General features: G+C 59.0%; 16 protein-coding genes. 6 read left to right on the top strand and 10 right to left on the bottom strand.

The annotated features are described in order from the left end of the window. Nucleotides 1-8: 8 nt before the first annotated feature. From KGA88_RS26195 to KGA88_RS26185, 3 genes are read right to left on the bottom strand one after another with little or no spacing between them, the layout of a single operon-like run. Complete coding sequence (locus KGA88_RS26195; RefSeq protein WP_223595257.1) at nt 9-1,517, bottom strand: glucosyltransferase domain-containing protein; 1,509 nt, start codon at nt 1,515-1,517, stop codon at nt 9-11. Between the two features lies 1 nt (nt 1,518). Then, complete coding sequence (locus tag KGA88_RS26190) at nt 1,519-2,460, bottom strand: glycosyltransferase family 2 protein (protein WP_110660674.1); 942 nt, start codon at nt 2,458-2,460, stop codon at nt 1,519-1,521. Then, complete coding sequence (locus tag KGA88_RS26185; RefSeq protein ID WP_110660673.1) at nt 2,457-2,831, bottom strand: GtrA family protein; 375 nt, start codon at nt 2,829-2,831, stop codon at nt 2,457-2,459. Before KGA88_RS26185 ends, KGA88_RS26190 begins: the two co-directional genes overlap by 4 nt. A 245-nt stretch (nt 2,832-3,076) precedes the next feature. Between KGA88_RS26185 and KGA88_RS26180 the strand changes: the two genes are divergently transcribed. Beyond that, complete coding sequence (locus KGA88_RS26180; RefSeq protein ID WP_223595255.1) at nt 3,077-4,201, top strand: OpgC family protein; 1,125 nt, start codon at nt 3,077-3,079, stop codon at nt 4,199-4,201. A gap of 226 nt (nt 4,202-4,427) precedes the next feature. Here KGA88_RS26180 and KGA88_RS26175 read toward each other — a convergent pair whose 3' ends face one another. Next, the gene (locus tag KGA88_RS26175; RefSeq protein WP_110662956.1) at nt 4,428-5,849 is read right to left on the bottom strand and encodes an amino acid permease; all 1,422 of its coding nucleotides are present in this window, start codon (nt 5,847-5,849) and stop codon (nt 4,428-4,430) included. A gap of 528 nt (nt 5,850-6,377) precedes the next feature. Here KGA88_RS26175 and KGA88_RS26170 point away from each other — a divergent pair. The 3 genes from KGA88_RS26170 (at nt 6,378) to KGA88_RS26160 (ending at nt 15,068) form a co-directional block, all read left to right on the top strand. Next, entirely contained in the window at nt 6,378-6,836 is a 459-nt protein-coding gene (locus KGA88_RS26170) for an REP-associated tyrosine transposase (protein ID WP_223595253.1), read from the top strand. A gap of 288 nt (nt 6,837-7,124) precedes the next feature. Next, nucleotides 7,125-10,247, top strand: coding sequence for a transglycosylase domain-containing protein (locus KGA88_RS26165; RefSeq protein WP_223595249.1), 3,123 nt, complete (start codon nt 7,125-7,127; stop codon nt 10,245-10,247). 171 nt (nt 10,248-10,418) lie between these two features. Then, nucleotides 10,419-15,068: a dermonecrotic toxin domain-containing protein gene (locus KGA88_RS26160; protein WP_223595247.1), complete on the top strand. Its 4,650-nt coding sequence runs from the start codon at nt 10,419-10,421 to the stop codon at nt 15,066-15,068. Between the two features lie 37 nt (nt 15,069-15,105). Here KGA88_RS26160 and KGA88_RS26155 read toward each other — a convergent pair whose 3' ends face one another. The 6 genes from KGA88_RS26155 to KGA88_RS26130 all read right to left on the bottom strand — a co-directional run bounded on the left by KGA88_RS26155 (nt 15,106) and on the right by KGA88_RS26130 (nt 22,177). Continuing rightward, a complete protein-coding gene (locus KGA88_RS26155) occupies nt 15,106-15,600 on the bottom strand; it encodes a CS1 type fimbrial major subunit (protein ID WP_110660069.1) in 495 nt (164 codons plus the stop codon). 64 nt (nt 15,601-15,664) lie between these two features. Further along, nucleotides 15,665-16,408, bottom strand: a complete 744-nt coding sequence (locus KGA88_RS26150; RefSeq protein ID WP_110660070.1) for a molecular chaperone — start codon at nt 16,406-16,408, stop codon at nt 15,665-15,667. Between the two features lie 59 nt (nt 16,409-16,467). Continuing rightward, the gene (locus KGA88_RS26145; protein WP_223595245.1) at nt 16,468-17,739 is read right to left on the bottom strand and encodes a hypothetical protein; all 1,272 of its coding nucleotides are present in this window, start codon (nt 17,737-17,739) and stop codon (nt 16,468-16,470) included. 79 nt (nt 17,740-17,818) lie between these two features. After that, nucleotides 17,819-19,063, bottom strand: coding sequence for a hypothetical protein (locus tag KGA88_RS26140; protein ID WP_223595243.1), 1,245 nt, complete (start codon nt 19,061-19,063; stop codon nt 17,819-17,821). Then, the gene (locus tag KGA88_RS26135; protein WP_223595241.1) at nt 19,064-21,586 is read right to left on the bottom strand and encodes a TcfC E-set like domain-containing protein; all 2,523 of its coding nucleotides are present in this window, start codon (nt 21,584-21,586) and stop codon (nt 19,064-19,066) included. A gap of 111 nt (nt 21,587-21,697) precedes the next feature. After that, entirely contained in the window at nt 21,698-22,177 is a 480-nt protein-coding gene (locus KGA88_RS26130) for a CS1 type fimbrial major subunit (protein WP_110660073.1), read from the bottom strand. A 504-nt stretch (nt 22,178-22,681) separates the two neighbouring features. On the opposite strand from KGA88_RS26130, the gene KGA88_RS26125 reads away from it, so the two are divergent. Both KGA88_RS26125 and KGA88_RS26120 read left to right on the top strand, forming a co-directional pair. After that, the gene (locus KGA88_RS26125; RefSeq protein ID WP_160389834.1) at nt 22,682-23,257 is read left to right on the top strand and encodes a PadR family transcriptional regulator; all 576 of its coding nucleotides are present in this window, start codon (nt 22,682-22,684) and stop codon (nt 23,255-23,257) included. Further along, the gene (locus KGA88_RS26120; RefSeq protein ID WP_223595239.1) at nt 23,254-24,036 is read left to right on the top strand and encodes a siderophore-interacting protein; all 783 of its coding nucleotides are present in this window, start codon (nt 23,254-23,256) and stop codon (nt 24,034-24,036) included. Before KGA88_RS26125 ends, KGA88_RS26120 begins: the two co-directional genes overlap by 4 nt. Nucleotides 24,037-24,078: the final 42 nt, after the last annotated feature.

Raw genomic sequence — 24,078 nt, 5'->3', positions numbered from 1 at the left:
ATGGCGTCTCACCAATGCAGCGTTTTGATCGGGGGCGGCTCTTTCATCACGATAAAACCGTAATCACCGATCAGGTAAATCCGGTAGTACTGGCTGTCCACCAGCGCCGGATAACCCTGATAGCCGACCCGCGTCGCATTGCGCCGCTCCCGCTCCGCCACCACATTGGTGATACCTGCTTTCGGCAGATTCTCCGCCAGCATGTAGAAGTCGATATTGAGCAGGTAGTGCAACACTGGCATCTGCTTGAACGAGCCGGCCGCCGCCGTTAACCAGTGGTCCGAATAGCTCACCGAAAGGTAAATCAGCCTGGCCTCGCGCAGCGCCTGACGGCTGGCGATGTCGTACGAAAGGCTGGCCAGCGCCGTGGACGCGAAGGTTTTCTGCATCGTCAGCACCCGGCCATAGGCGAACGACAACGACAGCATCGCCAGCAACGGAATGATCAACAACAGTGGCAGTCGCTCATGGATCGACGCCAACGCCAGATGACTCAAATAAAACAGCAACACCAGCAGCACAGCGAAGCCCATCAAGGTTCGGGCGCCCTCGTTGAAGTCACGGAAAAACAGCGCGACACCGGACACCAGCAACGTCACCACCGGCACGGCCAGCAAACACATCAGGCCGATCAACAGTTTCTTCGGCGCGCTGTCCTGGCGCGCCGCTACGCGCCCTCCCAACTGCACCGCCCCGACCAACGCAAACAGCAGCAACCCGCCGAACACCCAGAGCCATCCGCCATGGAACAGCAGCACGACTTTTTCCAGGACCCGGCCGATGTTGATCTCGATCTGCAACAAGGGGTCGCCCGCCCAATCGAGCAGCAATGTGCGATTCGAGCCCATGAACGGATAAGCACTGATGCTGTAGATGAACCCGCCGAGGATCACCTGCGCGGCTTTCCAGCCCAGCAAGTCGCGCCACGGCAACGGCGACGTCTTATCGTTGGCGGCCCTGAGCAACTCCAGGCAACACAGGCCCAGGAACACATTCAGGCTGATCTGATACAAGCCCAGCGCCAGTGCAATCAGGAACGCGGGCACCAGCCATTGCACGCTGCGCCACGGATGACGAAAGGTAATGGCGTAGATCACCGCGACCAGGCTCAGGGTCGTAGCGGGTCCGTCGTATTGGTAGGACAGGTTCTGCAGAAAGAACGGGTTGTACCAGAGCGGCAATACCACCAGGCAACTGCCGATGGTCGGCCGGGGACAGTAATGGAATGCCAGACTGGTCAGCGCCGATGCCATGGCCAGCATGGCGATCAACAAGGGCAAGGGAAAGACGTTCGGTGCGGCATGGCTGAAGGTCAACGCGTTGTAGAACAGCTGGGCAAAGAGCCGTCCCTGCTCGGACCAGGCCAAGCCCGCCGCCAGCGAGCGCCAGTTGTCATCGATGTAGGGATAGTCCGCGAGGATCAACGGCAGGACAAACAAGAAGGTCGCGAACAGAAAAAACCGCCAGACCTGATGCCGGCTGAGCTCGCGAACGAAGAAGTCGCTGAGCCGGCCCATGCTAGCGCCTGCCCCGGTCTTTGCCACCGACGATGTCCTTGATCACATAACGCGGCCGGTGCTTGGCCTCGATGTAGATGCGCCCGATGTACTCGCCGAGGATGCCGATGCCGATCAGCTGCACGCCGCCGAGAAACAGGATCGCGGTCATCAGCGACGGATAACCGGGGACGCTGTTGCCGAAGAAAATCTTGTCCAGCACCATGTACACCGCGTAAAGCACCGCGAAAATCGAAAGGCCGCCACCGACGTAGGTCCACAAGCGCAGCGGCACGGTGCTGAACGAGGTCACGCCCTCCAGTGCCAGGTTCCACAGCTTCCAGCCATTGAACTTGCTGTTCCCCGCCACCCTGCCTGCCCGTTCGAACTCCACCACCACGGTGTTGAAACCTGCCCACGACAACACACCTTTCATGAACAACTGATGCTCGGGCAGGGAGCGGATCACGTCGACCACCTTGCGATCCATCAGCCGGAAGTCGCCGACGTTTTCCTCGATGCGGGTGTAGGCGATGCGATTGAGCACATGGTAGAAAATCGACGCGCTGTGGCGCCTGAGGTAGCCGTCGACATCACGATTGCGGCGCTTGGCGAGTACCACATCGGCGCCCTTTTGCCATTGCTCGACCAATAACGGGATGACACTGATCGGATCCTGCAGATCGACATCCATGGGAATCACGGCATCGCCGCTGGCGTGCTCCAGGCCGGCAAACAGCGCCGGTTCCTTGCCGAAGTTGCGCGAGAAATTGATCAGCATGACCTGATCATCCGCCTGGGCCAGTGCCGTAGCCTGTTCGGCCGTGCGGTCGGAGCTGCCGTCGTTGATGAAGACGATTTCAACCTCGGCGTCGCGCAGCACCAGCTCGCGGCGCACGGCCTGGTAAAACAGGTTGATTGACTGCTCTTCGTTGAACACCGGGACAATGAGCGAGATTTTCATTGATCACGCTCGCGAAACACCAGGTATTTGCAATACAGGAATCCGAACACCAGGCTCAACGCTGAAAACAGGGCTACGGTGAGCAAGCCGTGCAATCGCCAGATGTCGCCCAGATGGCCGACACCCAGGCTCAACGCCCCCATGCCCGAAACAAACAGCAGATATCCGCCGACCGAGGCACTGGCGGCGAAGGTAAATTGCGCGTTCATGTAGAAGGAAAACGACGCTGCCACGCAGAAGGCCGCCAGGTTGCTGAGCGCCTGACTGAGGCCGGCCGCCACGCTCAGCAGGAAAAAGACCTGCCAGTGGATCAGGGTGTTGGCGACCCCGATCACCGTGTAACTGGACAGCCCCTTCCACAACAGTCTCATGTGAGGCTCCCGTTTCAAGAACGTTGTACTTGTTAGTATTTGAGCCTGTCTACTGTCAGAAATCGCAGGTTGAAGGACCTTTCAGACCAGCGGTTAAGCCTTCAGGCAACACCCGAGACATCCGGTAATATCCCGGTTTTGCAATTGCCCGCGAATCAGTCCACCCTGCGCCCCGCCGCTTGGGCGCGCGACCTTCTGCACCCGCGGCCAATCCTATTTTCACCCGCTGTTACGAGCCTGCTGTCATGACGTTAGCGCGCGATCACCGGATCGACTTTTTTCGTGGTCTGGCACTGATCTTCATCTTTTGGGATCACGTGCCTCACAATCCTTTGGGGCAAATCACCCTGCGTAACTTCGGTTTCAGCGATGCTGCCGAAGTTTTCGTGTTTCTGGCCGGTTACGCGGCGGTGCTGGCGTACGGCAAAGTCCTGGCACGTGAAGGCTTTCTGATCGCCTGCGTGAAAATCCTGCGCCGCGCCTGGGTGCTCTACGTGGTGCATATCTTCCTGCTGGCGATGCTGATGGGCATTGTGTTTTTCGCCAACAGCCACGTGGAAACACGGGATCTAGTAGAAGAAATGGGCATGCACCACTTCATCAGCAACCCTCAGCAGGCCCTGATCGATGAACTGCTGTTGCGCTTCAAGCCAAACCTGATGGACCCATTGCCGCTGTACATCGTGCTGTTGGCCGGCTTGCCCTTGGTGTTGCCGATACTGGTGCGCAAGGCCTGGGTGGTGGTCGCGATGTCAGTGGCGCTGTATCTGATGGTGCCTCTGGCTGGCTGGAACTTGGCGGCCATCAAGGACGGCGTGTGGTATTTCAACCCGGTTGCCTGGCAGTTGCTGTTCGTACTCGGCGGCGCCGCTGCGATTCACAGCCAGCGCCCGCGCGTGCCCGGACCCCGCCCACTGCTGCGCCAGCCGTTGTTTGTCGGTGCAGCGCTGTATGTGGTGGCCGCGGGGGTGTTGACCGTCCTGTGGCGCTGGCCGGACCTACACGATGCGATGGTGCCGGCGAGCTTGCAGAACGTCCTGTACCCCATCAGCAAGACCAACCTGTCCCCCGTGCGCCTGCTGCATTTTCTCGCCCTGGCCTACGTCACGGCGAAACTGATTCCCGACAGCGGATGGACGCAAAACTGGCTGGCGCAGCAAAGTTGCCGCATGGGTCGTTTCTCGCTGGAGATTTTCTGTCTGGGCGTGCTGCTGGCGCCCTTGGCGGACATGGTCAATGCGCTGACCGACGACGCTTTTGCCATGCAGATCTTCACAGCGATGGTGGGTGCCGGGTTGATGGCGTTGCTGGCGGCATGGCTGGAGTTCAACAAGCGGTTGACCCGAGCGACGCAGACGACAACTGCTTAACTGATCCCTGTGGCGAGGGGGCTTGCCCCCGTTCGGCTGCGCAGCAGTCGCAAAACAGGTAAAACGCGGTGTGCCAGACGATCAACCGTCACAGTTTTTAGCGCCGCTTCGCAGCGCAACAGGGGCAAGCCCCCTCGCCACAAAAACACCCGGCCATAGTTAATTGTCTATCAACAAAAAGCCCCGATCAATTCGACCGGGGCTTTTGCTTTTCAAGCGTTACAACTTACGAAACCGAACGCGTCGCACCTTGCGAAACATTCGTCGGTTGCAGCTTGAACACATAGAACAGCACCGTCAGCAGCACCAGGAACGCAGGCCCCACATACAGCGCCACACGGGTGTCCGGGAAGTACGCCATCAGGCCGACCACCAGCACCAGGAACGCCAGCGCCAGGTACGAGCTGACCGGATACAGCCACATGCGGTACTTCAGCCCTGCTCGCTCGCTGGCGCTCAGGCCTTTGCGGAACTTGAGCTGGGCCAGCAGGATCATCACCCAGGTCCAGATTGCGCCGAAGGTGGCAATCGCCGTCACCCAGACAAAGACCTTTTCCGGCACCAGATAGTTGAGCAACACGCCCAGCAGCAAGGCGCCAATCGACAGCAGCAGCGCACGCCGCGGCACACCGTTGCTCGACGTTTTGGCGAAACCCGCCGGGGCCTGGCCGTTCTGCGCCAGGCTGTAGAGCATGCGCCCGGTGCTGAAGATCCCGCCGTTGCAGGACGACAGCGCAGCGGTGATCACCACGAAGTTGATGATGCCGGCGGCGGTCTTGATGCCCAGACGTTCGAAGGTCATCACGAACGGACTGCCCTGGGTACCGATTTCGTTCCACGGGTAGATCGACAAGATCACGAACAACGCGCCGACGTAGAACAGCAGAATCCGCCAGAACACCGAGCCGATGGCGTTGGGGATGGTTTTCTGCGGGTTCTTCGCCTCACCGGCGGTCAGGCCGATCATCTCCACGCCGAGGTAGGCGAACATCACCATTTGCAGGGACATCAACACGCCTTGCATGCCGTTGGGCATGAAGCCGCCGTGGGTCCACAGGTTGGAAATCCCCAGGGCCACGCCGTCGTTGCCGAAACCGAAAGCGATAATGCCGATGCCGCCAAACACCATCGCAACGATGGTGACGATCTTGATCAGGGCAAACCAGAACTCGAATTCGCCGAAGGCCTTGACTGCGATCAGGTTGATCGAGCCCATGCTGATCAACGCAGCGAGCGCCCAGATCCAGCGCGGGACATCGGGAAACCAGATGCCCATGTAGACCGCCACGGCAGTGATTTCCGCGACGCAGGTCACCAGCCACAGGAACCAGTAGTTCCAGCCGGTCAGGAAGCCCGCCAACGGGCCGAGGTAGTCTTGGGCGTAACGGCTGAACGAGCCGGCGACCGGGTTATGCACAGCCATCTCGCCGAGGGCGCGCATGATCACCAGGATCGCCAGACCGCCGATGATGTAAGACAGCATGATGGCCGGACCGGCCATTTCGATGGCCTTGGCCGAGCCCAGGAACAGGCCGACGCCGATACAGGCACCGAGTGCCATCAGGCGAATATGCCGCTCGCCGAGTTCACGTTTAAGCGGACCGCCCTGAGCGGTCTCGCCTTGGGGCAGGTGATTGCCTACGGGCATGGGGGACAACCTCGTCTTGTTATTGGATATGACCACCGAGTGGCGAAGCGCAGACCGATAAGCCATCACTTCCCGAACCGGCCCGCCTCGTGGGCAACGCCGCCTTGTAGGAAAAACCTGCAAGATCAGTGGGAAAAGCGGCGCCGAGTATTGCACAACAATGGTGCATCGTCATGCCCCTGCCAAAGCCGTATTTACCCTAAAAAAGGCTCTAGTTCGGTCATTACAGACCGCCACCACGCTTCAGCCGCAGCAACACCTGTGGCGAGGGGGCTTGCCCCCGTTGCGCTGCGAAGCGGCGCTAAAACCTGCGACTGGTGGTTGTCTGGCACGCCGCAGTTTCCTGTTTTACGACTGCTTCGCAGCCGAACGGGGGCAAGCCCCCTCGCCACAAAAACAACAAAAGCCTTCTCATGCCGTTATTCCTTCACAGGTATCAGAGTTTTCACTCAACACAAGCAGAGCTGCCCTGGACAACCGGGTACTAGCCTTGAATGTGCAATTGAAAACCTCAAGGGAAGCAATGGAATGCCAACTCAGCCCAACTCCCATCGCTTGCGTCTGGGCCGATACTCCGAGAGCGGCCGGGCCTATCTGATCACCGCCGTTGTTCATGATCGCCAACCGGTCTTTTCGGATTGGCATTTGGGACGTTTGCTTGTTGCAGAACTGCGCAGGGCGCATGAGTCCAACGCAGTGAGTTCCTTTGCTTGGGTGGTCATGCCCGATCACTTTCATTGGTTGATGCAGTTGGAGGAAGGCAATCTTGGACATGTCATCGGAGCCATCAAGTCACGTTGCACCCGCACACTGAATGAAGTCACCGGCCGCCATGGCCCACTCTGGCAAACCGGCTACCACGACCGGGCCATTCGCGACGGAGAAGATCTCCTGCCGTTTGCTCGCTACATTGTTGCCAATCCACTCAGGGCAGGGCTTGTAGATAAAATTGGCGACTATCCGCTCTGGGATGCGTGCTGGCTGTAAACAGACGCCCATACGCCAAACACTTTGTGGCGAGGGGGCTTGCCCCCATTGCGCTGCGAAGCGGCGCTAAAACCTGCGACTGGTGATTGTCTGACACAGCGTGTTTACCTGTTTTACGACTGCTGCGCAGCCGAACGGGGGCAAGCCCCCTCGCCACAATGGTTCCATTTGGCCTACTTATTGGTGTGTCCGTGCATCATTCTGCCCTGCACATTTTTTTCACCCTCGCCAACCACCGTCTAAGCTTCAGTCAAGTCCGATCAATCTGCGTGAATGGATCAGTCGACTATGGGCGCTTTGTGGCAAACCGATTCGAGTAAAACCGTGGTCCCGACTGAAGGTGTGGATGAAGCGCCGTTACCTGAAAAACCCCGTCGTTCCAGGCACGGGTGGGGAGCGTTCTGGCTATTGCTGTTGATCATCGCGATTGTCGTGGGGTTGGCGGCTGCGAGGGAAATGCGTACCTCCAGGTTCCAGGCCCGGGAAGTCAGCAAATACGCCGCGTCATTGAACTATGAGCTCAAACCCGGGCCCAGCGATGCGATTCGCTATCCGGGCGATGGTCCGTTCGATCGGCGCCTGGGCTACAGCTCGCTGGATGAGTTCCTGCCGCGCCTGATCAAGCGCGATTTCGTCGTTGAGGCGCAAACGCGCTTTTCCCCGGAGCTGTTGAAGTACAGCGACAAGGGCCTGTTCGTGCCTTATGCCGAGAAAATCCAGGCCGGGCTGTCGATCACCGATTGCCGCGCAGCACCGCTGTACCAGTACAACTACCCGCAGCAGCTTTATTCGACCTTTGCCTCGATCCCGCCGGTGGTGGTCAACAGCCTGCTGTTTATCGAGAACCGCTTCCTGCTCGACCCCAAGCAACCGCTGGCCAACCCGGCGGTGGATTGGCCACGATTCGGCATGGCGGCGTGGTCGCAGGTGGCCAAGTTGTTGCACGTGCCCGGCCAATCCGCCGGTGGCAGTACCCTGGCCACGCAACTGGAGAAGTACCGGCATTCCCCCGATGGCTTGACGGTCAATGGCGCGGAAAAAATTCGCCAGATGATTTCCGCCACCGTACGCGCCTATCAGGCCGGGCCACAAACCCTCGAAGCCCGGCAGAACGTGGTTCGCGACTACCTCAACAGCGTGCCGCTGTCGGCTGTACCGGGCCATGGTGAAGTGCATGGCATGGCTGAGGGCTTGCGCGTCTGGTATGGATCCGATTTCAACCAGGCCAACGCCGCCCTGACCAGCACTGCGACGGATCCAAAAACCATGGCGGAAAAAGGCCTGGCCCTGCGTGAAATGCTGTCGCTGATGATCGCCCAGCGCCGCCCTTCTCACTACCTGACCAAGGGTCACGATGAACTGGCCGACCTCACCGACAGTCATATTCGCCTGCTGGCGCAAAACAATGTGATCGACGCGCCGTTCGCCGCCGCCGCGCTGGCCAGCAAAGTGGCCTACCGCGACTGGGCCACCCAGCCGACCATTCAACCGATCGAAACCAACAAAGGCATCAGTGTCGCGCGCAGCCGTCTGGCCGGCATGCTCAATCGCCCGCTGTACGACCTCGACCGCCTCGACCTGTCCGCCACCAGCACCCTGCAAGGCGAGTTGCAAACCGAGGCCACCGAGTACCTGAAAAAACTCGCCGACCCGGCTTTTGCCACGCAGATCGGCCTGATCGGCGAACGCCTCCTGACCACCACCAGCACCACCCAGGTACGCTACAGCTTCACCTTGTTTGAACTGACCCCGGACGGCTCGCGGGTTCGGGTGCAGACCGACAGCACCGACCAGCCATTCGATATCAACGAAGGCAGCAAACTGGAACTGGGCTCCACCGCGAAAATGCGCGTGCTGACCACCTACCTGCAAATCATCTCCGAACTGCACGACAAATACGCCGGCATGACCGTTCCCGAACTGAAGAAAGTCGACGTGCCGGATCAGGACCGCTTGAGCCGCTGGGCCGTCGATTACCTGATCGAAAACAAAGACCGCGACCTGCAAAAAATGCTCGGCGCCGCCCTGGACCGCAAATACTCCGCCAGCCCCGGCGAGGCGTTTTTCACAGGTGGCGGCCTGCATGTGTTCCATAACTTCCGCAAAGAGGACAACGGCCGGATACCGACCCTGCGCGATGCCCTGCGCGAGTCGATCAACCTGCCGTTCATTCGCCTGATGCGTGACCTGGTGCGCTATACCACCTACTCCGGCCCGAACAACCGTGCCGAACTGTTCCTCGACGACCGCGACCCGCGACGCCAGGAATACCTGGCCTCGTTCGCCGACCGCGAAGGGACTTCGTTCCTGCTCAAGTTCTGGAAGAAGTACCGGAACAAGGACACCCAGGAACGGCTCGACACCTTCCTTGACAGCATGCGTCCGACGCCGATCCGCATGGCCGCCGTCCATCGCTACCTGCTGCCACAGGCCAGCCAGGAAAGCTTCAATACCTTCGTGCGCTCGCACCTCAAGGGCACCAAGCTCACGGAAAAACTCACTGACGAGCGCCTGATAAGGCTCTACGAGGCCTACAGCCCCGGTGTCTACGACTTGCCGGACCAGGGCTTCATCGCCAAGGTTCACCCACTGGACCTGTGGCTGATGGGCTACCTGCTCAACCACCCCGACGCCGAGTGGAGCGACATCGTCAAAGCCAGCCAGTTCGAGCGCCAGGAGGTCTACAGCTGGCTGTTCAAAAGCAGGCACAAGGGCGCCCGTGACAGTCGCATCCGCACCATGCTGGAAATCGAGGCGTTCCTCGACATCCACCAGCGCTGGCAGAAAGTCGGCTATCCGTTCGATCACCTGGTGCCGTCACTGGCCACTGCCATCGGCAGCTCCGGCGACCGCCCGGCAGCCCTGGCGGAATTGATCGGCACCATCCTCAACGATGGCGTGCGCATGCCGACCCTGCGCATCGACAGCCTGCATTTCGCTGCGAACACCCCGTATGAAACCCAACTGATCAACGACCCGGACGTCGGCAAACGGGTGATGCCGTCCGAGGTAGCGACGGCCATGCGCGAAGCCCTTTCGCAAGTGGTGGATGCCGGTACGGCCAAACGTGTGGCCGGCAGCTTCAAACTGCCCGACGGTACTCCGTTGGCCATGGGTGGCAAGACCGGTACTGGCGACAACCGTATCGAAGCCATAGGCTCGGGCGGACGAATCCTCAGTTCGAAATCCCTCAACCGCACGGCCACGTTTGTGTTCTATATCGGCGACACCCACTTCGGCACACTGACCGCTTTCGTGCCGGGCCGCTCGGCGGAGAGCTTCACCTTCACCTCGGCGTTGCCGGTGCAGGTGCTCAAGGGCATGGCCCCGATCCTGACGCCGTACCTGCAACCAGGCACCCACACCATGTGCCAGCCAACCTCGGTAACCGAGGCAACCGTTCGCCGCTAGCCGCGGATCGGCACCGATGTCCGCGTGGCGGTAAACATGTATTTTTCACTCCTGTTTTTTGCCGGGTTCGGGACGATATAGACGTCATTCCGAACCTGTTTTTGCGCTTTTTTTACCTAAGGTACCTGCCTAGTCTGATCGCTCCATCCATGATCAACGGACGATCAAACCATGCACCACACGCACCGGACTTCAGACTCGCTCGCCAACGACCCGACGGATCAAAGCGTCCATTTCGACCTGGTCAGGCAGGCCATCCCTTCCTGGCTGGCAGAAGCATCACTGTCTCGCATCACTGCGCTGAAGAATGATCGCGTGACCCTTCCCGCCTGGCAGCTGGACGCTGCACAGGCGCTACGGGAACGCTTGAAAAAGGACGTCAAACTCGGCTGGACCGCGCAAAACGATGTCGACCGGGCCCTGAGCGAATTGCAGGATGTCTACGCCTTCGCCAAACCCTTGTTGCAACAGGCGCTGAAGGACCGCTTCGGTGTCGAAGATGACGTCGAAGAGACCTGGTTGCGGCTGTATGCACCGGCAAAAACCTCATGGTGGGTGCATGACTTTTCCGCAGGCACCACCAGCCGCACCGTCTCGCTGCTGGATGCCGCCCTGCACAACTTTTCCCGCGACGAGGCATTCACCCAGGACTCGGAGTTCATCACCCGCCCCAACGCCCGTGGGCACTTCGGCGTAATAAAGCTCAAGCACAAGCTGAGCATCGAGCAGTTCAAATCGTTGTGCCGCGAACTGGATATCGGCGCCCGCTACCAACAACACCTGAACGAATTTCTGCTGTCGGACAACCCGGTGGCCGACACCGTCCTGCGCCACAAGGTCACCCTCAGTCACAAGACCGCGCTCAACATCGCGGCGCACATGGCGCTGATGAAAAAGGACATCGACCAGGAGGCCCATGACGTCGTGCAAGGCATGCTCGACGATCGCTCAAAGTTGCAATGGCGCGGGCAGCCCGTCAGCTATTACAACCTGTCGATGATGGACACGCGCCTGGTTGGCATTGTGCTGATTGCCCCCGATCTGGACACAGCCACAAGTACCGTACCGGTCATCGCCTATGTTCCCCATGACCCGGAGCATCCGCTCAAGCGATACCCGTCGATACTCGATTTCATGGCGGAGCTCACACGCCAGCTGCGCGACGGCACCTCCAGCAAAAGTTATCAACAGTACTTCAGCCAATTCGTGCCCCATCAGCAACGCGGCCTTTTTTTTGCCGGACTGAATGACCGCCTGAGCAATATCAAATGGCAACCGGTCCCACCTGGCTCCAGCTTGCCCACTTGGCGTGAAACACCCGTGGCCAACCCCGACTTGAAATTCAGCCTGTCGAACGTCAAGACCGACAAGGAAACCACGTTCAAGAAGGATCTTTGGGGCTACTACTACCAACAGAAGCTCAACAAGATTCTCAACGATGCGCGGGAAATCGCGATTTCCACCGACTACGCCGACCGCATGGCCCGCTGGGCCTGGTGGGATAACCTGGAAAAAATGCTGGCGGACATTCTCAACGTCGCGCTGCTGGTGGCGACGCCGTTTGTGCCAGGCCTGGGCGAACTGATGCTGGCCTACACCGCCTATCAACTGACGGACGAAGTGGTCGAGGGTATCGTCGATCTGGCCGAGGGCCATTTTGCCGAGTTTGCAGAACAAGTCATCAGCGTGCTGGAAAGCGTCGTCCAACTGGGCGCATTTGCGGCGGGTGGCGCAATCGGTAATGTCGCGCGAGCGAAACTCTCACCGTTCTTCGAGGGGCTGAAACCGGTGCAATTGGCAAACGGTGAGACGCGTTTGTGGAACCCTGACCTGACCCCGTACCAGCGACCCGATGTAGTTCTTGCGGCTGACGCCCAGCCGGATGGACAAGGTATTTACCAGCATCAAGGCCGGCGCATCTTGCGCCTGGACGATCAACACTTCGAAGTGCTGGACGACCCGGTCACAGGGCAACAGCGCATCCGCCATCCGCAGCGGTTCGATGCCTATGCACCGACACTGCGTCACAATGATCAGGGCGCCTGGGTCTGTGAAACGGAAAACCCGCGCGAGTGGGAAGGTTCGACATTGATGAGGCGCATTGGTCATACAACCGATGCCTTCAGCGACACGCAACTGGAGCAGATCCGTCAGATCAGCGGTACCGAAGAAGCCGAGCTGCGCCGGATGCACATCGAGCACGCCCCGCCCCCCCCCCTGCTGACCGACACCCTGCAACGCCTGGGGGCACCGGTGAATCCGCCTCCTGCGCTGCCCCCGGAAATGGCCGCACTTTTCAGCGGCTATCCCGAATTGCCTGAAACCGTCGCGCAAAAGATCTTCGCCGGTGCCACCCCGTCGGAGCGCCAGCAAATGACCCGGTACAAGCGCCTGCCCTTGCGCCTGAAAAGCCAGGCCCGGGAGCTTCAGTTCGAGACGCAGGCGGTCCGCGCCGCCCACGGCCTGTACGACGACGCGTTGGTCAGCGGCGATACCGAGCGCCTGGTGCTGGGCACCTTGCGCATGCAAACCGATATCTTCGGCAAGTTGCGCATCGAAATCCGCCAGGGCACGTTCGACGGCGAACTGCGCTGCAGCGCCGGGCCCGAAGATGCAGCACAAGTGCGGATCATGGTTCGCGACGAGTCCGGAGAATATGCAGTGCGCGACGCCGAGGACCGTCAGATCCATGCAGCCGATGATCTTCTTCCCGCGCTACTCCAGGCCATGGGCGGGGATGGACTGAGAGCGTTGGGATATCGACCGGGCGATACCGGGCTCTTCAAGCAATGGGTCATTGCCAAGATCGAGACGCCGGGCGAGCGCCGGACAGTTCTGGCCACGCCACCGATTCGTACCGTGGCCGAGCATGAGACCGTGCTGTTGGTGCGCGGTGCCGGGACCAGCCGTTCAGGCGCGACACTGCACGAACGGATTCAAGACCTGCATCCACATTTCAGCGAAAACGAGGTAGACATTTTTGCCCAGGCCCTGATCGAAAAGGGCGAGCCGATGAAACTTCTCGACGAACAGGAAAAAGACCTCGACGAACTACGCCGGACTGTCGAACTCTGGGAGCACCAATTCGCCGGACTTGATGCCGATAATCCGATGCCGCTACGCGGCACACGCCTGCACATTGCCGAGCGCCTGCTTGAGTGTTTCGAGCGAAAAAACAGTGAACTCGGCAACCGTGCCAATCCGGATGGCTATGCGCTGGATCTGTCACGGGAGCTTTCATCCGTGGATCTGGAAGCTTCATGGCCAAAACGACCGGAGCTGAAAAAATTCCTGGATAAAGTGACGGTACTGAAGCTCGACAACACGCGCTTCAAGGCAACGCCGGATGGCTTGCTGCAAGACTTCCCCAATCTGCGCGAACTCAGCGCCCGGCGTTGCGAGCTGAAGACGCTGCCCGACAGGATCGGCGCCATGCAGCGGCTGGAACGCCTGCAGTTGAGCGACAATGCCATTGTGCTTGATGCCGATGCAGTCCAGCGCCTCAAGCCACTGACCTATCTGGAAATACTCAGGCTCGATAACAACCCCTTGGCGATGGCGCCGGACATTGGGCGCATGCCCAGGCTCAAGCTTGTGGCCTTGAAAAACACCGGCCTGACCACCTGGCCCGACGGCACCCTGGGCAAAACCCGACCAAGGGGTTTTCTCCTGGACCTGCGGGACAATCCTCTCGGCGTTATTCCCGAGGTAGTGCCCGGCAGACCGCAGGCCTGGGTCATTGCCCGAACCCGACTCAACGTCGGTGATTTGTCAGAGACGAACCAACTGCAATACCAGGATATTCGTCACTCAGTGGGATTGCCTCCCGAGCCTCTGGTGATTTCTATCCCGGCGAATTACGGGGCCACTGCCAACGATTGGGCCAATGTACCGGGGTTGGGAGTAGAACGGATCAGCACTTTCCAGGAACTGTCCGACGACCCCCGGTCCCATGCGTTTATCGAAGTCCTGATCAACCAGGAACACTCGTCTGACTCTGTCGCTGGTGGCCCTGCTCGCCAGCAATTGGTACAGCGCATGGCACGCATGCTCGATGCCGTGCATATCGACACTCAGCTGCGCGAGCAGCTCTACACCATGGCCATCGCCCCCGTCGATTGCGCCGATGCCGGCGCGCAATTGTTCAACAGCATGGGCATTCGCGTACTCGCCTCCGAGGCCTATTCATTCACCACTGACCGTGCAGCGCTTCAGCGCAAACTGGTGACCCTGGCCAAAGGTGCCGCACGACTGGATCACGTCAACGAAGTTGCCCGGGCCGATGTCGCCAGTCGTGGCGGCAACCCTGATGACGTTGAAGTCTACCTGGCGTACCAGACCGGTCTCGCCTCGCGATTGAACTTGCCGTGGCAATCGCAAGGCATGTTGTACCGACCGGTTGCCGGCGTAACTGACGCCATGATTGATCAGGCGTACGACACGGCTCTGGCCTTGGGTGAAGGCGATGGCCTGATCAACACGATGCTTGAACAGGATTTCTGGGAGCACTACTTGCGTGAAACCTGGCCGACTGAAATGGAGGCGAACAAACGACTGTACCAGAGCAAATACGAGAAACTGGAGACCCTGCGTACAATCCAGCTTCAGTGGCTCGAGGCGACGCAGGACGTTCGCAAAGCCGACCTGCGCAACCAGCTCAAGGTACTCATGAACGATCTGCCGGTGCTGCCCACGGTAGTGTTTGCCGATGAGCCGATCAGCGAAGCAAGCTTCGACCGAATGCTCGTCGACCTCGGTAACAACGAAAAAGAACTGGCGAGACGCCTGACCCGAGAGGCCCTGCGCAAAGCTGGCCAATAATGGCCAAAGGCAGCCTGACCCATCAGGCTGCCGCACATCAAGGCGCTGCCGCGATGAATATCACTCGCACATTGCCGTAATAAACACCTGGTTTGTATCCGCCGGCGGGCACTTTCGGCTGGATCTCCAGCGGGAAGCGTCCACCGGCCCTGGCCTGGGCTGCCGATACCACTTCGCGCGGTTGCGGATCATGGCTCAACTCCAGGCCATTGAAACTGACGCGCAAAGAGATGTTCTGCTCGTCGCGCCCGTTGGACAAATAGGGTTCGGCTTCCAGCCGTGCCTCGATCGCGCTGGAGTCATGCTTGACGTCGAAGTTCTTGCGCATCCCCTCCAGGGTTTTGCTGTGAATGTTCCATGGTAATATCTGTTCGCGATGTATCCAGTCCGTTTCGGCCGGGATCACGTAAAACCCCAGTGTCGGAATGTCCACCGAGACATAGAACCGGTGTTCTTCCCGCGCCGCGAACGCCAGGGAACCCGCCAGCGCCATCACGCCAGCGCACATGCCGATGGCTGATTGCTTGATCATGTCTGCTACCTGCTACGTCAAAAACAAAATCGCGAGCAAGCACATGCCACTCGCCCCTGCGCTGTTACTGGCTGGCAATGCGCAACGCTTTTTTCGACGCGCCCTCGACCAGATTGAAACGGTACTCACGACCGGGTTTCTTTTCGAATTCGAAGGTTTTTCCCGCCAGAACGTGATGCTTGGTGACCGGCTCACACTCGGTTTCGTTTTTCAGCGAGCAGTTGCGAAACTCATCGATCAGCACCACGGTGTTGCCGTTGTTACGCAAGCGGTAAACACTGGCGCTGTCATCGATTACGCTGTCGAAGCGGCTGTTTTTCGGACGTACGAAAAACACCGTACCGAAACCGGTCATGACGTTGACCCCCGCCGACAAGTTCTCTTTGTAGGCTTCGCGCTCTTCACTCGACACGGCGAACTCGTCTTCTTTCTCCGGCACCACCGGCACGAAACGCACGCGAAAATAACGCTCGGTGTCACGGTCGCCCATGTGTAACAGGCGCGTGCCCTGCATGCCCTTGGCCGGCACGATCAGTCGCGCGGGGCTGGCCATCAAGCCATCCCGGCCACTACCGTCCGCTTGCGTCCTGACCGGTATTTCCTGGTGACCACCCTCGGCGTCGTAAACGATTTCGAGGATGTTGACCTTGACGAACGCCGTGCTGTCACCGCTGTTGAACACGCGCTTGAGGTAGGTGCTCTTCTCCCCGTCCAGATAGTCATACACCGTGCCGACGTTAATCTGCGGTCCGGCCGAAATGGCCAGGGAAAAACCGCTCAAACCCATCAACAGCAACAAACGCTTCATATCCATGAACCTCTTCACATTGAACAAAACACAACCTCCCTGTATCGATACGCGGCCCATCAGACTTCCGAGTCCCAGATCACCGTGACCCGACCTGCATAGTTGCCACCTCTGCCGGGCTGCAACATGAATTCCATAACGTATGGCGGTACTTCGAAATGCAGGATGCCGGGTGCCCTGTCCACGAAAAAGCCGGGCTGGAACTGTTGCGCGTTGGCTTGTCCGGTACGCAAGCGACGCCGCTTGACCGGTTGCCCGGACATATCGGTCAAGCCATCGGGCAGGCTGACGCTGACTTGCAGTTCCACCGCGTACTTGGTGACGGGGTCTCGAATCTGGCAATCGGTGACAATCCCTGGCGTCTCGCACTCCAACTGCATCTTGAAACGCGACGAGGCGGAGATCTTGAACGTCTGGTCTCGGAGCAGGCTCACTGGCCGACGCCCGGCCTGCAACCAGCTTTGCCAGCCGCCCGCCGGAACCAGTTGGACGTTTTCACCACCGGGAGGAATCTCTACCTGGAGGGTGTGCTCAACATCGAGATTGAAGTTGATGGTCAGGCTGTCATCGCTGGGCAACATGATGTCGCCCATGTCGAAATCACGTCCGGGACCGACCCCGTAGGTGTGGCTGCCGACATAGCGTCCAGGGGACATTTTCAGCGGATTGGGGGTGCGAAGCTCGTAGCCGATCTGAAACATGTCATAGCGCAGGCTTTCAATCCGGTAAGCGGCCGTCGGGACACAGCTACTGCCTGGTCGCGTCAACCAAAAAAACGAACGCCACGTCGGTTCGACAAACATGCCTCCGGTGTAGCCACAGGGTGCGGGCGGATAAGTCCAGTTGTACCCACTCCACAGCATCGCGTGCGCGTCCGGATTACTGTCGGGCGCGCCCTCACCGATGATGTTTTGAACCCGGTCCGGCAGGTAGTATCGGCCGCCAATCGATGCTATGCGCACCTGCAATATCGACGGCTCTCCGGTCTCTTGATGAACAACCTGTAGTGACGCCCACTCGGTCGGGGGCTTGAACATCGCACCTTTGCGCATATCGCTGTGCCGGGCTTCGATGGGGCCATTGGAATTGAATTCGATCGGCACCTGGATGCTGAAGATGGATAGCCCTTCGCAAAATGTCGGGTAAATGGAGCAGTGCCCGGTATACGGCGTCGTATTGATAAATTCGTTACGCATCGGGTTGCCCGGATCAGGCTTGAATGAAGCCGTGACCTCAATGGAGGCGGCCTGCGCCGACACCGAAACCACCAGACTGAAAAGCGCCACGAAAGAACGTAACAACCACCGTTCAATCCCATTGCAAGTCTTCACACGAAAACTCCCTGTAAAAATGACCCGTGTGGCGAACATCGGCCAAGGATGGCGGCGTGCTTGATCGCAGCGCGCACCTTCAGATTTCCGAATCCCAATACACCTTGACAGTGCCCGCATACCTGCCGCCGCTACCGGGTCGCAGCATGCCTTCCATCGAATGGGGCGGTACTTCGAAATGCAGGGTTCCCGGTGCTCGATCCACATAGAAACCGGGTTTGAAATACAGCTCATTCCCCGCACCCGTCTTCAGTCGCAAACGCCTCACAGGTTGTCCGGAAAGGTCGGTTATGCCATTGGGCAGGCTGACAAAGACGAACAGCTCGACTCGTCTGTTCAACTCGGAGTTTTCCAGTGCGCATTCGTTATTAATTCCAGGCCCGCAATCTATTAGCATCTTGAAACGTGACGACGCCGAGATGTTGAAGGTCTGATCGCGGAACAGGTTCACCGGACGCCGCCCTGCCTGCAGCCAGCTCTGCCAGCCACCGGCGGGCACCAGCTGGATCCTTTCGCCGCCGGGCGGAATCTCGACTTTGAGGGTGTGCTGAACATCCAGCACGAAATCCAGGGTCAGGTCCGAGTCGTTCGGAATCATGACATCGCCAAAGTCGAAGTCTCCGTTAGGGCCCAGGCTATAACTCAAGCTTCCGGTATATAGTCCCGATGACATGCCTAGCGGGTTGGGCGTACGCAGTTCATAGGCAAAATCCAGATAGTCATAGGTGATGGCCGGGATTGGAAAGTTGGCCACTTTTACGCAAGCGCGTTCATCTGGGGTTTTCCAGAAAAAAGCGTACGTTGTCGCCCCGAGAAAACCCATCCCAGTGGTTGTACAGGGGGGCGCTGGATACACCCAGCCTGCGCCTTTCCACAACCGACCGTGGCCTTCCGCTGGACTCGAGGCTCCGGTCAGATTGGCGGCCGTATCACTCAAGATATAATTGGAACCAACGCCGGAAATACGTACTTCGACTGTTTCAACGTCCCCCGTTTCCGCATTGATGACCGTCAATGAACGCCACCCCCCCGGCACCTTGAACATTGCGCTTTCGCGCGGTCCGGCATCGGCTTGAATCAGCTTGTTTGATACGACGCGCGTCATCAACCGGATGCTGAAGGTATCGCTATTACGGCAGATATCCGGGTAGTCCCCACAGTAGCCAGTGGATGGTGTCTGATTGATAAACTTGTTGCTTTGCGGGTTCGCGGAATCAGGTGTGAACAACGCCCTGATTTCATGATTCACCGCCTCGGCCGGTGTCGCCACAAACAACGCCAGCACGCACAGCCATTGCGGCATCCAAGTCTTGAGATTCACCATTCAACTGGCCTCCTGTCGAGTAAATGAGGCATCCGCCAAGGTGTCCGGCGTGCAACGCAAATCCCCGATCATCAAGACGTTGTTTTCACTGCGGTGTTTGTCGGTATCGAGCCGGAACTGGCACAGCAACTGATCGGCGTAACGCACTTCCAGGGTTGGCGAACCGGCATGCATTTCCATCGAGAAGAAGCCATCGACTTCACTCACGCCACGGCTGGCGTGGTTGATCACGTGGTGGCCCTTGAGCGGCCGGCCTTGCGGGTCGATCAGGCGCCCCAGCACGGTCAGGGTTTTCATTACGCGGACCTTGCGGTACTCCACGCCGCCCTTGTTCAGGTGATAGCGAGTACGACCCGGTTCGATACTGGCCGCCGGCGCGTGATTGCCTTCGAAGTCGAAGCTCACCGAACTGTTTTTGTAGGCGGTGAGCGGAATGAAATTGCGCCCCGGGCGCAACGCCGCGCTACCACCGCTGAGGTCGTCGGCCCGCAAGGCGATGCCGTCGATATCGGACTCGACGTCGACGATCATCCCCGCCCCTCGCCCCTGATGCTGACTCGTCAGGGCCATGCGTTGAGCACCGACGATCACCGAACTGTCCAGGTTCAAGCCTCCGGTGTAGTTACCGTTGAACGACGAACGCTGGATAAATCCGTCGCCGTTGATGGCATCGGTGCGAAAGTTCGCCAGGCTCGACAAGCCGACGCCATAGGTGTCGGTGAGCGCGGTCACCGAGACGTTTTGCAGTACGTGGTCTTGCAGGTCTTGGCGAAAACCGATGGAGCCATTGTTGTCACGGCTGCCATCACGGGCGGTGCGACTGCCGATGCTGCCGGAGATCTGCTGGCCCGGACGACCCAACGCCATATTGATACTCAGGTCGACCCCACGATTGCGCGCATTGCCGCTGCTGTAGCTGCCCGGACGATCAAACAGCGACAACCGCCAGTTGGCATCGCTGCCAAACAACTCGGTGCGCTGCGCCCAGCCCAGATCAACACCGACACCTTCAACGTTGCCTTCACTGTGCGAGACCCGCGCATTGAGCGAACTCTTGCGGCTGATCCGATGGTTCAACGCCAGCGATGAATTGCTGGTCTCGCCAGTGAACACATTGCGTTGGCGCACACGAGTGCCGTCGGGCAGCGTGTCATAGGTGTTGGTGGTGTCCAGCCAGCTGCGGTTGTGGCTCACCACCAGACTGCCGGAGCCATAGTTGTACAGCGCCTGCAAATCGACGCCGGTGCCGTGGTCTTCGGTCTGATAAACGTTGGCATACAGGCTGACGCTGTTGGCCAGGCTCCAATCGATGGAACTGCCATACTGCAGCGTGTTGCGAACCTGCCGCGCGGACAGCCCGAGAATCACCCGTGGGTGCAGCAGATAGTTGATCGCAGCGCCTGCCGTCGCGTCGCCACTGTACTGCTGGTCCCAGTTGCTGAGCAGTTTGCTTTCCTGCCCGGCGAACAGGTTGTAGCGCCAGCGCTCATCAAAGTTGCGCCAGTTATTGGGCTTATAGATCAACTCCTGGGTGGTGGACGTCACCTGACCGTCTTCGATCAGCCGCACTTCCACCTCATAAATACCGCCGGGCAAGGGTCGCGTATCGAGCGTTTGCAAACCCGCCGGCACCGACTGGGTGTTGATCAGCAAACCATCGCGATAGATCTCCACGGAGCCCTGACGGTTGGCCGTGACGTACACCGGATACACGCTGGGCTTGGGGCTGTCGATCGCCAGACTGTCGGAGCTGCCATACATCACCCCCACAGCGGTATCAGGGCTGGTCCCGAATGAGCGGGGCTGGCGCGTCAGGCCTTCGGAGTTGGGGGTGAAGTAACCCAGACGAAAAAAGCTCCCTTCCAGTTCGCGCTGTGTGTAGAGCTCATGCACGGCGTGATAAAGCTTGTCGTCCGGGCCGCCAAGGCGAGACAGTTGCATGTTGAAGGCCTGTGTCCAGTTGCCCAGGCTGCCGCTGGCCTCCAGGCCAAAACGACCGCCCAGGTCCTGGTCCTGGCCGCCGTTGAGATTGAGCTGGTTACGCACCATCAGGCCGCTGCTGCCGCCTTGCGGTTGCTCGTAATAACGTTTGGCTTCGCTGTCGCGCTCGGCATTTTCGGTGACGATCGACAGCAATGAATTTTCAAGGTTGTAGTGCGCCGCCAGCATTTGCTCCGGGCATTGCCCGCTACATGAGCCAAGCGCCACGCCGGGTTTGAGAATATCGGCCCAGGCTTCGCGCTCACCTGCACTGAAGCGGCTTTCGCTGGTATCGGTGAAATCGAGCAACGTCACCCGGTCATCGCGGGACAACACAATCATCGCCTCGCCGAGGGGTTGCTGGTCGAGCTCGACCCGAACCGCCAGCGGTACATCGAAGAAATGTTCTTCGAATTCGGCCGGCAGGCCCTTGGCCTGTGCCAGCAAACTTCGTGGCGTGTTATCAATGGAAGTGGGCGCCGCAAATGCACTGCTACATAACAGCAGCGCAAGCGCCGCCGCGATGGGCGTCATCGGGAACATGAACGAATACTCTGATTACGAAGAAGTCAAAACACGGTCGACAAACCGGAAAGTTTGCCGACCGGGTACGTTACCTGGAACAAGTAAGCGTATTAGTGTCGAAAGTCTTGTTTAGACAGAAGGCTCAACGACCAACATGACAACACCGGTGTATTCGCCTGCATCAGGTTTGCCGCTGGTGATTGCACTGATTTTGAAAGGTGCGCGGTAGCGTGTATTGGAATCAGTATCTCCGACAACTTCCTGCGAAGTGGTATTCAATGTCTTGCCATTGAGCTCGACTTTCAAATCAATGGTTTTACTACCGGCGATCAACTTTGGAACGCCTTCGAGTCGTGCGTTGACCTTACCGGCGGTGTGAAGGACGTCAAAGTGCCCGTCGACGGTTTTCATGGCGTCGATGCCTGGGTTGTAGCTCATGTCCTGATCCTTGTTGACCAGGTCGAAATCAACCGGCACCGCGTAGAAGTCATCGGAGTTGACAGTTGCCTTCAAACTGATGGAGTGCCGGGCTTCGGTGGCGGCAAACGCCATCGAGGAACTCAGGGCCAGAACAGCCAGGGGAGCAGCAAATGCGATTTTCTTGAACATCTTTCAGTACCTGTCTTTAAAAAGGATGGTGTGCTGAAAGTTCATGTTGAGTAAAAACTGTCACGAGCAGCCATTTGCCCAGCTGAACTTTCAACGCCGAAAGATGATCGACCAATTGTTCTTGAAAGTAAGCAGGAAGGTTCCTGCGAATGCGTAGCCAAAGTGCCATTAACGCAGAAAGAAAAAAGCAGAAAAACATATAAAGCGAATGTTTGACTGTAAGAGAAATACTACAAATAGCGTTTTAACAGCATGACCTGCGAGATATTAACCAAGTAGCGTCTGTAAGACTAATACCACACTACCCGTAAACAGTGGACAAGGACAATAGATTAGAGAGTTAACACTAATCTTGACCTTTTGACCCGCTCCGCTGATCACTATTTTTTGGGGTTTGACGCTGATTTCCATTTTGCAGTCAGGAGTGGCCGCTGGTCGGGAGGGCTTGCCATCCGCTTAAGATATATCTTAAGTTACATCTAAAGACGACGAGAGAACGCAAAAATGAGAGACCATCATTCCCCCCACCGCGAACACGGCGACGGCCGTGACGGCTTCGAGAAACGCCCTGCCCGCGAACGCGGTGGCCGCGGCCCCCGAGTGTTTGCCCCCGGTGACCTGAAATTGTTGCTGCCGGCCTTGATCGCCGAACAGCCGTGCCACGGCTACGACCTGATCCGCCAGATCGAAGGCATGTTCGAGGGCGCCTACTGCCCCAGCCCTGGGGTGATCTACCCGACCCTGACGTTCCTGGAAGAAAGCGAACTGATCCTGGGCGACGCCGAAGGCGGGAAAAAACGCTACACAATTACCGACGCCGGACGTCTATTCCTGCAAGAGCAAGCCGTTGCACTGGATGGCGTGCGGATGCGCATCGACGTCAGCAAGCGTTCGCTGCGCGGCCATGATCGTCCGGCGGAAATCCACGAAGCGGTGCATAACCTGCGCCACGCCCTGCAAATGCATCATGGGCGCTGGAGCCCGGAAGAAATCCTGCGGGTCCGTGACCTGCTCAACGACACCGCCAAGGCCATCGTCGACGGCCCCGCCGTTCAACCCGTTCAGGAGAAAGCCGAATGACTGAAGTGATCAGCACCATTCACCGTGTCATGCACGAAATCAAACGCCGTCGCCTGGAGGTGTTGCGCGTGGTCGACCTGACCCCGCGCATGCGCCGGATTACCCTGGGTGGCCCGCAATTGGCAGGCTTCGTCAGCCTGGGCACGGACGATCACGTCAAACTGTTGTTCCCGCAGAACGCCGAGCAGGCTGCCGCTCTGGAAACCCTGGTGCTGGGCGCCGGCAAGGACAACGGCCCGCTGCCGGAAATGCGCGACTACACCCCGCGCCGCTACGACCTCGATAGCCTGGAACTGGACATCGACTTCGTGCTGCACGGTGACGGCCCTGCCTCGACCTGGGCGGCGCAAGCCCAACCGGGGCAGTTCCTGCACATCGGCGGACCGCGGGGTTCGATGATCGTGCCGGACATCTTCGACAGCTACTTGCTGATCGGCGACGAAACCGCCCTGCCCGCCATCGCCCGGCGCCTGGAAGGCCTGGCGGCCAACCGCCGTGCACTGGTGATCGTGGAAGTGGAGAACGGCAAGGAGCAGCAAGTGCTGCACAGCGCGGCCGAGGTCAATGTGATCTGGGTATTGCGCGAAGGCGGCAAAGAACATTTGTTGAGCACCGTGCGCCAAATCAAGGTGCCAACCGGCAGCCTGTACGCGTGGGTGGCGACTGAGAGCAAAGTGTCGCGGCAGATTCGGCGGGTGTTGCTGGATGAGCATGGGCTGGACGAGCAGTTCGTCAAGGCGGTGGGGTACTGGAAACTGGATGACAGCGCCGAGGAGTGATTGGCGTCACTATGTGGCGAGGGGGCTTGCCCCCGTTGCGCC

It is taken from the genome of Pseudomonas sp. A-R-19 (genome assembly GCF_019956575.1).
In the GTDB taxonomy this organism is placed as follows: domain Bacteria; phylum Pseudomonadota; class Gammaproteobacteria; order Pseudomonadales; family Pseudomonadaceae; genus Aquipseudomonas.
Note: the sequence above shows the minus strand (reverse complement) of the source record. Positions and strands in the feature narration are given on the sequence as shown.

What these genes read in the sequence shown, in the direction of transcription:
- KGA88_RS26195 (WP_223595257.1), bottom strand. Translation starts at nt 1,517, where the DNA reads ATGGGCCGGCTCAGCGACTTCTTCGTTCGCGAGCTCAGCCGGCATCAG.
- KGA88_RS26190 (WP_110660674.1), bottom strand. Translation starts at nt 2,460, where the DNA reads ATGAAAATCTCGCTCATTGTCCCGGTGTTCAACGAAGAGCAGTCAATC.
- KGA88_RS26185 (WP_110660673.1), bottom strand. Translation starts at nt 2,831, where the DNA reads ATGAGACTGTTGTGGAAGGGGCTGTCCAGTTACACGGTGATCGGGGTC.
- KGA88_RS26180 (WP_223595255.1), top strand. Translation starts at nt 3,077, where the DNA reads ATGACGTTAGCGCGCGATCACCGGATCGACTTTTTTCGTGGTCTGGCA.
- KGA88_RS26175 (WP_110662956.1), bottom strand. Translation starts at nt 5,849, where the DNA reads ATGCCCGTAGGCAATCACCTGCCCCAAGGCGAGACCGCTCAGGGCGGT.
- KGA88_RS26170 (WP_223595253.1), top strand. Translation starts at nt 6,378, where the DNA reads ATGCCAACTCAGCCCAACTCCCATCGCTTGCGTCTGGGCCGATACTCC.
- KGA88_RS26165 (WP_223595249.1), top strand. Translation starts at nt 7,125, where the DNA reads ATGGGCGCTTTGTGGCAAACCGATTCGAGTAAAACCGTGGTCCCGACT.
- KGA88_RS26160 (WP_223595247.1), top strand. Translation starts at nt 10,419, where the DNA reads ATGCACCACACGCACCGGACTTCAGACTCGCTCGCCAACGACCCGACG.
- KGA88_RS26155 (WP_110660069.1), bottom strand. Translation starts at nt 15,600, where the DNA reads ATGATCAAGCAATCAGCCATCGGCATGTGCGCTGGCGTGATGGCGCTG.
- KGA88_RS26150 (WP_110660070.1), bottom strand. Translation starts at nt 16,408, where the DNA reads ATGAAGCGTTTGTTGCTGTTGATGGGTTTGAGCGGTTTTTCCCTGGCC.
- KGA88_RS26140 (WP_223595243.1), bottom strand. Translation starts at nt 19,063, where the DNA reads ATGGTGAATCTCAAGACTTGGATGCCGCAATGGCTGTGCGTGCTGGCG.
- KGA88_RS26135 (WP_223595241.1), bottom strand. Translation starts at nt 21,586, where the DNA reads ATGTTCCCGATGACGCCCATCGCGGCGGCGCTTGCGCTGCTGTTATGT.
- KGA88_RS26130 (WP_110660073.1), bottom strand. Translation starts at nt 22,177, where the DNA reads ATGTTCAAGAAAATCGCATTTGCTGCTCCCCTGGCTGTTCTGGCCCTG.
- KGA88_RS26125 (WP_160389834.1), top strand. Translation starts at nt 22,682, where the DNA reads ATGAGAGACCATCATTCCCCCCACCGCGAACACGGCGACGGCCGTGAC.
- KGA88_RS26120 (WP_223595239.1), top strand. Translation starts at nt 23,254, where the DNA reads ATGACTGAAGTGATCAGCACCATTCACCGTGTCATGCACGAAATCAAA.